Raw genomic sequence first — 11,225 nt, 5'->3', positions numbered from 1 at the left:
GCCAATCCCGCCAATGCCCGGAACCTGAATTGTTGCGTGATAGGTTCCAGCGGAAGCGGTAAAACCCGCTTCTGGCTGACCCCGAACCTGCTTCAAGCCCATTCTTCCTTTGTTGTGGTAGACCCAAAGGGCGGCATTTTGGGGCAGGTGGGTACATTCCTGCAAAAGCAGGGCTATAAAATCAAGGTATTCAACAGCATAGATTTTTCAAAATCCATGCACTATAACCCCTTGTCGTATATCAAAACAGAGAGCGACATTTTGAAGTTTGTAAATGCTCTGATTGAAAATACCAAGGGGGACGGCAAGGAGGGCGATCCGTTCTGGACGAAATCAGAAACCCTTTTATATTGCGCTTTGATTGGATATATCGTCTTTGAGGGGCCGGAGGAAGAACGCAATATCAATACCCTTGTAGATATGATTAACAGCATGGAAACGAGGGAAGATGATGAAAATTTCAAGAACGCCGTGGACTATATGTTTATGGGCTTGGAGAAGCGCAACCCCCATCATTTCGCCGTAAGGCAGTATAAGAAGTTCAAATTAGCAAGCGGCAAGACCACAAAATCCATTTTGATTAGCTGTGGCGCACGTTTGGCTCCCTTTGATATTGGAGAGCTTCGGGAAATTACAAGCTATGATGAAATGGAATTAGACCGCATGGGCGACAGAAAAACCGCTACTTTCTTCATCATCAGCGACACCGACACAACGTATAACTTTATAGTTGCCCTTGCCTTTTCGCAGATGTTCAATTTGCTTTGCGAACGGGCCGACACGGTACACGGCGGCAGGCTCCCCCATCATGTGCGGGTATTATGGGACGAAGCCGCCAACACGGGACAGGTTCCACAGCTCGAAAAACTTTGTGCTGTCATTCGCTCCCGTGAAATCTCCCTGTGCCTGTTTTTACAGGCGCAGAGCCAACTTAAGGCCTTATACAAAGACCACGCGGAAACAATTATGGGCAATATGGACAGCGTGATTTTTCTTGGTGGGCGGGAACATAGTACCATTAAGGAACTTTCGGAGGTTTTGGGGAAAGAAACCATTTCCATGCAGACGGAAAGCCGAACACGGGGCCAGTCGGAAAGCTACGGACAGAATATGCAACGGCTTGGCAAAGAGCTTATGACAATGGACGAATTGACCACCATGCCAGGAAACAAGTGTATTCTGCAATTACGAGGATTGCGGCCTTTCCTTTCCCCAAAATATGATTTGAAGAAGCACCCCAATTACGGGCGTACAGCCGAAGCCGACAAGCGCAACGCTTTTGACGCTTCAAAGCTGGTAAACCGCCGCATGAAAAAGCTCAACCCCAATGAGCAGTATACCCTTTATGAAGTAAGCGCCGAAGTGGAAGCCGCTGCCATAGACGAGGACGAGGACATTCTCAACTATGATGATGTGGACGACCCGGAAGCGTTTGCATAAAAATATAACTTCGGGCCAATTTGGCCCGAAGTTATAATGCCTCACCAATCAGAAAGTGGCAGAGAATGTACTATAAGGTTTAGTATTAACTAAATAGTTGGGGTGGATTGGGGCTGTCATCGTTCATTTCAAGTGCATTATATAGCGTTTGTAAGCATTGTTCTACGCTGGGTGCAATTTTATTAGGAGAGAAATTTTTTTCAGATACTCCAGCCGTAACTAGTGAACTAAAAATTAACGTCTGAAAATTCACTTCTGATACAACGTGAGTAACAGTTTCAAGTGAATATCGTGCTAAGGCCTCTTTGTTACATAATCGATAAATTAAATGAGAAATGCAGCATTTATACCGGATAGCAGGAAGGACTTCAAGATCGTCAAAACTTTCAGACACCAACATAAAATAACAAAACGAAACCATATTTCTTAAATATGGTATGCAGTTATATTCAATGCACGACATCAAAACGCCAAATGACTGTTGTATATAACCATACACTAAAAAGAAAAATTTATGAGCATCACTACTATTTTGATCAAACATGTAACTAGACTCTTTTACTGCACTTTCAAATCGCTGTAAAAAGGAAACTGATTGGTTGTCATTTTCGGTAAATATAATAATGTTTTCTATTCCATCTCTAGCAAAACGAAGAATATCATTTATTGTGTTGCACTTTAAAAAATAATCTTTAATATCTTTAATATTGTTGAATAAGCTTACGAACGCTTTCTCTCCTGCAGAAAATAATAGTTGAGTTTCATCAGTTTCCCCAAGCAACCTCAAAGGGAGAATAAGTATTTTCCCTTTGCATTCATTTATTATCCGAATGTTATCTTCCGCAGATAATATAATTTGTTCTTTGAGTTTATCGGAAAATTTTTTATCGAATCCCTTTGCAGCCACTTCGGAATACCTACTTAGTGGGTCGTCGACTAAGTGCACATTGCCGAGCAAGACAAAAGGATATTGCTCATCATCACTTATGTCTAAAAAAGTAGCTGCAGTAAAGATAAAGCTATCTGAATGAGCAACAAAGTAGCGTAAATACATTTTAATAGCATCCATATTTGAGTACCAGAAAATATTAATTTCATCTAATGCGGAGTATGAATTTTGTGCACGCAAATTAGGTATTAGTATTGTTAGTAAGTCCCTATATCGCATTTGCAAATCGGAAATAAAGTTTTCCAGAGTATTATACATCGAAATTTTTCACCTCTTCATACAATGCATCAGGTAGCCCATAAAGCTCATTAAGAAGCATCAAAGTTTTCCTCATTATCATTATGCAATCAGGTAGAACGCTTTTAAGATTATTATTGTCATCAACATCTGGAACACAGTGGTACTGATGAGCAGGATTATGACATTTTACGAGAGAGCTTTCTCTAATAGCTCCCCATAATCCATGCTCAAATGAAGAATCATAATCGTAATAAAGCCCAAATAAATCTTTTTCGTTTACTGCTTCAGCTTTTAAACGAATATTTTGCTGGTCAAAATACCGCGTATCCATATCGACACTTTCTTCTATGATAAATTCATTAACTAGAGCCTCAATATAATCTTTGTCGAAATGAGATGTCACATTTAAATCTTGACACTCTCTATGACGTGCTAAGACCAACTTATATAGCCCTAAACCGTAGTATTGATATTCCCGCCATATGTTTTGATGTTCAGATTCTTTTTTTAGTAAATACTTTAACATAATATAATTTTCTATCATAACTCTTATACAACCTCTACCAGAAATTGAGTTAAATAGATTGTGATTGGCGGCCTCTTTGAAACGTTTATAGGAGTATGTTGCTATGCCAAGAATGACCTTCATTTTTTCATCTAAAGGATTGACAGAAGTAAATAGTTGCGAAAGATAAATAAAAACTTCATGGAGCTGTTCTAAATATGTAGCAATATCTTTATCTTCGTTCTTAAATTTTATAGTAAATAAGTTACAATCAGTCATTTTACTTATCCCTCCCCAAAAAAGAGTAATATACTCTTTGTTAATTTTTTCTAAATGAAGTGACATCATTTCCATGGATCTTATCATAGGACGAATCATTCTCATTTTTTCATTTGCATGGTCTAGTGTGGGGTACTCTCTAAGTAAGTCCCCCTGCTCCTTTAGAATATTTAAACGACCAGATATGAGTTCAAAGTATAAAACAACAAAACGAATATCAGTTGCTTCATAGGTTTGATGATCCATAAGATTTTGCATGGTTTCCAAAATAACATCTTGGCGTCGTTTTATATCAAGAGTTGGCGTACAAAAAAATTCAGCAAATACCGGATATTTGCTCTGCGTAAGCAGAAGTGTCAATGGGGCTATAGTATCTTTAGGCATGATTGTAAGAACCTGTTCATAGAACGAGGCCTGTACGGGAGATTCTAAAGATAAAACATCAGACATTCGTGGTGCGAAAAGGTCTGGTGCCAACTCATGTAGTATCAATATTATTTTATAGATTTTTTCTAATCCAACACTACGACCATATTTTTTTAATACTAACCCAATCCATAAGTATTCCGGTAGGCGACCATATGACCAAGAATCATCATCGTTAAGTGGTGTCATAATGGTGTTAAGGGGTGTTGTAAATTTCCCTTTTTTGAATACATGGTCTTTTAATTTACTAGGTTCCATAATACTTTTGTCCTTTCATCGTGTATCTGAGTTGTAAGGTTCTCATATTTGCCAAACTAAGTTTTCCAAATATATAAAATAAAAGAACACATATTCAACAACCACTTGTTTTGCGCAAGTGGTTGTTTTCATTATATACCAAAATTCCCCACAAAACAACGAGAAAAGAGGTGGTTTTCATGGTTCGTGATCCCCCCTAAACCCTGCTTAAACTGAATATAGAACTTCGGGCCAACTTGGCTCGAAGTTACAGCCGCCAGAAATGGCGGTTTTTTTGTACCCAAAAACAATATGAAAATATGGAGGTAATCAGATTATGCAATTTTTTACGAGTGCAGTTAGTACGTTACAGACCCTTGTTGTGGCTCTTGGTGCGGGCCTTGCCGTGTGGGGCGTTATCAACCTTTTGGAAGGCTACGGGTCGGACAATCCCGGCGCAAAATCCCAAGGGATTAAACAGCTCATGGCCGGGGGCGGCGTTATCCTGCTGGGAACAACGCTTGTACCTATGCTTTCCAGCTTGTTTTAAGGTAGGCCGGTATGGATTTTCTCACCGACTGGATTAATGAATGGATAAAGGGACTGCTGGTAGACGGTATCATGGGCAATTTAAGCGGCCTTTTCGAGAACGTGAACGACCAGATCGGAGAGATTGCAACACAGGTGGGAACCACGCCGGGGAATTGGAACCCCGGCGTATTCTCCCTCATACGGCAGCTTTCCGAAACGGTTGTTCTGCCGATTGCCGGACTGGTGCTTACCTTTGTCATGTGCTATGAGCTGATTCAAATGCTCATTGACCGGAACAACCTGCATGACATTGACACATGGATTTTCTTCAAGTGGATATTTAAAACCTTTGTTGCGGTACTGCTTCTTTCCAATACGTTCAATATTGTGATGGCGGTATTTGATGTTTCCCAAAGCGTTATAAACAGCGCAGGGGGCGTGATTCCAGGAAACACGGCGGTAAGCCCCGATATGCTGAACAGCTTGGAAACCCAGCTCATGACAATGGAAATCGGCCCTCTGCTTGGCCTGTGGATGCAATCCTTCCTGATACGGATTGTTGTCGTGGTCATCAACATTGTCGTATTTGTCATTGTGTACGGCAGAATGATTGAAATTTACCTACTCACCAGTTTAGCCCCTGTACCAATGGCGACCTTGGTCAACCGAGAAATCGGCAGCATGGGTCAAAACTATTTAAAATCTTTGTGTGCTGTGGGCTTTCAGGGCTTGCTGATTTTGGTATGCGTAGGGATTTACGCAAAACTGGTGCAGAGTATCGCCATAGGCGGCGACCCCATTGGAGCCATATGGACGGTAATCGGCTATACGGTTCTCTTGTGCTTCACCATGTTCAAGACGGGAAGCCTTGCGAAATCTATTTTTGGAGCACACGGATGACTTCGGGACAAGTTGGCCCGAAGTGAGAAAGGAGAAATTTTTACGATGAGTAACGAAAAAACAACAGTTCCGCAGGAAACGGAACAGCAACCCGAACAGGCGGCTCTTCCGCTGAAGCTGGACGTTACCGCCCGGATCATTGAGCCAAAGGGCAATCTTGTAGGCTTTGCCAGTCTGAAGCTGAACGACTGCTTTGTAATTGACGATTTCAAGATTTTGCAGAATGAAAAGGGCATTTTTGTAGGTATGCCCAGTAAGCCGGATAAGACCAGCAAGACCGGCTACCGGGATACGGCCCGCCCCATCACAAAGGAATTTCGCGCCGAGCTGACCGAAGCCGTGACAGCGGCCTACCATGCAGAGCTTGAAAAGTTGCAGACCCGTGCCGCTGCCATTGCTTCCCCTGAAAAGCAGTCTATCCCAAAACAGCTTGCGGAGGGTGCGAAACAAGCAGGACAGGAAAACGCCGCCCGTTCTACTACGGCAAAGACCAGTAAGGCCAAAAGTGCAGAACGGTAACTTCGGGACAAGTTGGCCCGAAGTGGAAAGGAGGATTTTATGCTCTACCAACAGCCGGAACAATCGCCGTGGGGCAAGGTGCAGACTTGTGACGTTCTCTGCCCCGGCGTGTTTCTTGTGAGTACCACCAGTCACGGCGGTACAATGGTTGCAAAAGATATGGCGGCGGTACTTTCTCCTGCCGCCATCAAGTGCGGCTTTCGTCACAGCGGTTTTCTCTGCTTTGAGGAAGATACACAGGAAGATGTTGCTTTAAGGGAGCTTTTGGATAAAAAGCTGTGGACAGTTCCTGACCGCATTAAGGATAAGGCCGCTTTTGAGGAAAACATCAACAAGTCTATCCGGGAGTATAACCCGGACTATTGGAGGGTACGCCAGGCCGGACTGGAAAAGACCCCGGCACGGCAGACAGTTCCCACTCACAGCGCAGAACGATAAAACACTTCGGGCCAAGTTGGCCCGAAGTCAGAAAGGAGGATTTTTCATTGGCCTATGTAAGTGTACCGAATGACTTATCGAAAATAAAAACCAAAGTGGCGTTCAATCTTACCAAACGCCAGCTACTATGCTTTGGAGCGGCGGCGGTAGTCGGGATTCCGACTTATCTTTTTACCCGTACCACCATTGGCAATACCGGGGCTATGCTCTTAATGATTGCCCTTATGCTCCCTTGCTTTCTCATTGCCATGTATGAGCGTGACGGACAGCCACTGGAAAAGGTGGTGCGAAATATTGTCCGTTCCAAATTTCTATGGCCCCGTACACGCCCTTATCAGACACAAAATTTCTATTCCTATCTAAGCAACCCCGGAAAGGAGGTTTCACCCAATGGCGCAAAAAACAAAACGCCCGCCCATTCCCGCAAAAAGCGGAAAGCCTAAAAAGCGTGGGCCGCAGTCGGCACAGCAGACCATTCCCTACAAGGAAATGCTGAAAGACGGTATCTGCAAGGTGCGGGAGGGCTACTACACAAAGACCCTTTCCTATGAGGATATTAACTACGCCGTGGCTTCCAGTGACGACCAAAGCACCATTTTTGATGGGTACTGCGGCTTCCTAAACTACTTTGACAGTGCCTTACCCTTTCAGCTTTCATTTATCAATCACCGCTCCCGCCCGGAGAACCGTTACAGCGTGAACATTTCCCCACAGGACGACGATTTTAACAGTATCCGGGGCGAATTTACCGCCATGCTGGAAAACCAGATTGCCAAAAGCAACAATGGCATTGTCCGCTCCAAATACATCACGTTTGGTATCAATGCAGACGGAATCACGGCGGCACGCCCCCGCTTGGAACGAATCGAAGCGGATATTATAGGGAGCTTCAAGAAGCTGGGCGTACAGTCGGCAACCCTTTCCGGGCGGGAACGCTTGGAGGTGCTGCACAGCCAGCTTCACCCCGGAGGGCGGGAGCTGTTCCGCTTTTCATGGGATATGATACCCAAAACAGGCATGGGAACAAAGGACTTTATTGCCCCCACGTCCTTTGACTTTCGCCAAAGCCGCGCCTTTCGTGTAGGGACTACATGGGGTGCGGCTTTGTATATGCAGATTATGGCTTCCGAGCTTTCCGACAAGCTGTTAGCGGAGCTTTTGGAGGTAGACGCGGAAATGACCATTACCCTGCATATCCAGACCGTAGACCAGACCAAAGCGGTGAAAACGGTCAAGGCTAAACTGACCGACATAGACCGTATGAAAATGGACGAGCAGAAAAAAGCCGCCCGGGCCGGGTATGACATTGACATTCTGCCCCCGGATTTGCTCACTTACAGCAAGGACGCGGCGGCACTCTTGGCAGATTTACAGAGCCGCAACGAGCGAATGTTTCTGCTTACGTTCCTTGTGGTAAACACAGCCCCCACCCGTCAGCAGTTGGAAAATGATATTTTCACCGTGTCGGGCATTACGCAGAAATATAACTGCTTTCTGAAACGGCTGGACTTTCAGCAGGAACAGGGCTTTATGTCCTCTCTCCCTCTTGGGTACAATGGAATCGAGATACAGCGGGGCATGACAACAAGCTCCACGGCGATTTTCGTTCCCTTTATGACGCAGGAGCTTCGCATGGACGGGCAGGCGTTGTACTATGGCATGAACGCCCTTTCCCACAATGTTATCATGGCAGACCGCAAAAAGCTGAAATCCGCCAACGGTTTGTATCTTGGCTCCACCGGCTCCGGCAAGAGCTTCGCCGCAAAGCGTGAGCTAATCAATGTATTCCTTGCCACCAAAGACCGCATTATCGTGGTAGACCCAATGGGCGAATATGCCCCGCTGGTCAGGCGGCTTGGCGGTGAGGTCATAGAAATATCACCCAACAGCCCCCATCACATCAACCCAATGGACTTAAAACTGAATTTAGCCGGAGAGGATAGCCCGCTTTCGATGAAAGCGGATTTTTTATTGTCCTTATGTGAGCTGATTATCGGCGGCAAGGAGGGCTTACAGCCCATTGAAAAAACGGTGATTGACCGTTGTGTGCGCTTGGTGTACCGAGAACTTGCCCTTGGAATCGGGGACGGAAAAATGCCGCTTCTGCAAGATTTGTATGAAACCTTATGCCAGCAGCCCGAACCGGAAGCCAGACGGATTGCAACCGCCTTGGAGCTTTACTGTACCGGCTCCCTCAATATGTTCAATTACCCTACCAACGTACAGACCGATAGCCGCATTACCTGTATTGTGTTAAAAAGCATGGGCGAAAACCTAAGAAAAATTGCCATGCACATCACAAACGAGCTGGTGACACAGGCGGTAGACGAGAACTTTTTAAGAAGTCTTGCGACCTGGTGTTATTATGATGAATTTCACATTTTGTTGCAGGACGCACTTTCTGCCAGCTACTTTGTCCGTGTATGGAAAATGCTCCGTAAAAAGGGCTGTGTACCGAGTGCCCTCACGCAGAATGTGAAAGACCTGTTAGCCAGCCGTGAGATTGAAAATATCTTGGAAAACAGCGACTTTATGATACTGCTGTCACAGGCGCAGGGTGACCGGGCGATTCTCGCCAAACAGCTTGGCATATCGGAACATCAGCTTTCCTATATCGCCCACAGCAATTCCGGGGAGGGGCTTTTGTTCTTTGGCAGTACCACCATTCCCTTTGTAGACCGTTTCCCCCGTGGTGAAATCTACAATCTGCTCACCACAAGGCCGGAGGACATAAGGGAGGCCCAAAATGCGTGATACGGGCAGGCGCTTGCGGTTTGCACCAAAGGAACAGGCGGTAACTTCGGGTCAACTTGGCCCGAAGTCAAAAAAACGGACTGCGACAAAAAAGAGTGGCTCCCACGATATGACACTGCCGGACGCAATGTCCACTGCTAAAAACAGCACCGACCCAGTTCTTCCCAACACAGAAACTAAGAAACTGCGGTTTGAAGAGGAAGCCGTTCCCGACACTTCTTCCTCTGCGGAAAGCACTTCTGTCACTTCGGGCCAACTTGGCCCGAAGTCGGGAAAGCTCCGGCAGGACAGCAAAAAGCCCCGTCCTTCGGAGCGTCTGCGCCGTGACGGAGAATCGCCGTCCGGTAATGAAAAAACAGACACCTCGCCGGGCGGTGAAACTGCTGGAGCCGATTCTCATTCTGGCTCTTCCAGTAAAAAGGCAGCAAAAGACGGCAAGCGTATGGAGAAATCCAAGCTCCGTATGGAAAAGAGTGGCGAAAAGCTGAATACTGCCCGTGAGAAGTTGGCGAATCAGAAGCCGCAAAAAAGACCCGGCCCCATTAAAACCATCAGCCGTGCCGCCGGGTATCAGTCTTGGCGGTATGGGCATGGGAAAATTCATCAGGTGGAGCATGAAAATGCGGGTACGGAAGCCGCCCACAAAACGGAGCTTGCCGGGGAACATCTTGTCCGGGGTAGTACACGCTTTATCAAGCACCGTATCCGCACCCGTCCCGCCCGGCAGGTTCGCAAATGGGAAAACAAGCATATCAGCGCAAGAGCCGATTACGCTTACCGCCAACTTATACAGGACAATCCGGGCTTGCAAAGCAATCCGGTTTCCCGGTTCTGGCAGAAGCAGCAGCTAAAAAAGCAGTACCGAAAGCAGGCAAAGAAAGCCGCAAAGCAGGGCAAAAAAGCGGTACGCTTCACGGAAAAAGTAGCCCGGACGGTTGCAGCCTTTGTAAAACGTAATCCAAAGATTTTACTGCTTGGGCTGGTACTGCTTCTGCTGATTGTGGTTCTGCAATCCTGCATGGCGGGAATCACCACCATTGGCAACAGCCTGATTAGCGTGGTAGGCGGCACTTCCTACGGCTCGTCCGACAGCGATATTGAAGCCGTGGAAGAACGCTATACCGCGCTGGAAAAGGATTTGAGGGAACGGCTCTCCCGGATAGAAAGCGATTATCCCGGCTATGACGAGTACCTCTATTCCGTGGACGAAATCGGGCATGACCCGTTTGAGTTGGCTTCCTATCTGACTGCCAAATACGGCGGTTACACCCCGACACAGGTACAGGCCGAACTGCAAGCCCTGTTCGGACAGCAATATATCCTGACCATCACGGAAACGGTAGAGGTACGTTACCGCACGGAAACCGACACTTGGACGGACGAAAATGGCGAAACCCATACCGACACCTACGAGGTTCCCTATGATTACTATATCCTCAATGTGTCTTTGAAAAACAAGTCATTGGGAGCCGTGGCTCTTGCCAATCTCGACCCGGAACAAACGGAACGCTATGCCATTTACCAAAAGACCAAAGGCAACCGCCCTTATCTGTTTGAGGGCAACATTTACGCCCATGCGGGAGAATACACGGATTACGACATTCCGCCACAAGCTCTGGCCGACCCGGAATTTGCCGCCATGATTGCCGAAGCCGAGAAATATTTAGGCTACCCCTATGTTTGGGGCGGTTCTTCCCCCTCCACTTCCTTTGATTGTTCCGGCTTTGTATGCTGGGTCATCAATCAGTCGGGTGTAGGAAGCGTGGGACGAACCACCGCAACCGGGCTTTTCAATGCCTGTTCCTATATTCCACCGGGTGAAGCACAGCCCGGCGACCTGATTTTCTTTCAAGGCACTTACGATACTTCCGGCGCAAGCCATGTGGGGATTTACGTTGGAAACGGCATGATGATCCATTGCGGCTCCCCCATACAGTACACTTCGATCAATACAAGCTACTGGCAAAGTCATTTTTTAGGCTATGGGCGTTTGCCATAACCAAAAAG

General features: G+C 46.3%; 10 protein-coding genes. 8 read left to right on the top strand and 2 right to left on the bottom strand.

Features of this window, described 5'->3' with window-relative positions; genetic code table 11:
• Positions 1-1,440: VirD4-like conjugal transfer protein, CD1115 family (locus TY09_RS14025; protein ID WP_042435632.1), on the top strand; the 1,440-nt coding region annotated here is incomplete at its 5' end.
• An 85-nt stretch (positions 1,441-1,525) separates the two neighbouring features.
• On the opposite strand, the gene TY09_RS14020 is transcribed toward TY09_RS14025, so the two are convergent.
• Together TY09_RS14020 and TY09_RS14015 are read right to left on the bottom strand one after the other, a co-directional pair.
• Positions 1,526-2,647, bottom strand: coding sequence for a hypothetical protein (locus tag TY09_RS14020; RefSeq protein WP_042435617.1), 1,122 nt, complete (start codon positions 2,645-2,647; stop codon positions 1,526-1,528).
• Positions 2,640-4,097 carry a DUF5677 domain-containing protein gene (locus TY09_RS14015; protein ID WP_042435614.1) on the bottom strand — a complete coding sequence of 486 codons (1,458 nt, stop codon included), beginning with the start codon at positions 4,095-4,097 and terminating at the stop codon, positions 2,640-2,642. Before TY09_RS14015 ends, TY09_RS14020 begins: the two co-directional genes overlap by 8 nt.
• A gap of 316 nt (positions 4,098-4,413) precedes the next feature.
• On the opposite strand from TY09_RS14015, the gene TY09_RS14010 reads away from it, so the two are divergent.
• From TY09_RS14010 to TY09_RS13980, 7 genes are read left to right on the top strand one after another with little or no spacing between them, the layout of a single operon-like run.
• A complete protein-coding gene (locus TY09_RS14010; protein WP_029503481.1) occupies positions 4,414-4,626 on the top strand; it encodes a Maff2 family mobile element protein in 213 nt (70 codons plus the stop codon).
• Positions 4,627-4,637: 11 nt separating this feature from the next.
• Complete coding sequence (locus TY09_RS14005) at positions 4,638-5,507, top strand: VirB6/TrbL-like conjugal transfer protein, CD1112 family (RefSeq protein WP_042435611.1); 870 nt, start codon at positions 4,638-4,640, stop codon at positions 5,505-5,507.
• Between the two features lie 45 nt (positions 5,508-5,552).
• Positions 5,553-6,026 (top strand): SpoVG family protein, encoded by a 474-nt coding sequence (locus TY09_RS14000; protein WP_187119616.1) that lies wholly within the window; start codon positions 5,553-5,555, stop codon positions 6,024-6,026.
• 39 nt (positions 6,027-6,065) lie between these two features.
• A complete protein-coding gene (locus TY09_RS13995) occupies positions 6,066-6,464 on the top strand; it encodes a DUF7007 domain-containing protein (RefSeq protein WP_042435607.1) in 399 nt (132 codons plus the stop codon).
• Positions 6,465-6,511: 47 nt separating this feature from the next.
• Positions 6,512-6,907, top strand: coding sequence for a PrgI family protein (locus tag TY09_RS13990; protein ID WP_042435604.1), 396 nt, complete (start codon positions 6,512-6,514; stop codon positions 6,905-6,907).
• A complete protein-coding gene (locus TY09_RS13985; RefSeq protein ID WP_042435601.1) occupies positions 6,855-9,218 on the top strand; it encodes a VirB4-like conjugal transfer ATPase, CD1110 family in 2,364 nt (787 codons plus the stop codon). The genes TY09_RS13990 and TY09_RS13985 overlap by 53 nt, the downstream gene beginning before the upstream one ends.
• Positions 9,211-11,217 (top strand): C40 family peptidase, encoded by a 2,007-nt coding sequence (locus tag TY09_RS13980; protein WP_042435598.1) that lies wholly within the window; start codon positions 9,211-9,213, stop codon positions 11,215-11,217. The genes TY09_RS13985 and TY09_RS13980 overlap by 8 nt, the downstream gene beginning before the upstream one ends.
• The last annotated feature ends 8 nt before the right edge of the window (positions 11,218-11,225 follow it).

This window comes from Faecalispora jeddahensis, from assembly GCF_000577335.1.
GTDB lineage: Bacteria > Bacillota > Clostridia > Oscillospirales > Acutalibacteraceae > Faecalispora > Faecalispora jeddahensis.
This window is presented reverse-complemented; position numbering and strand designations above follow the sequence as displayed.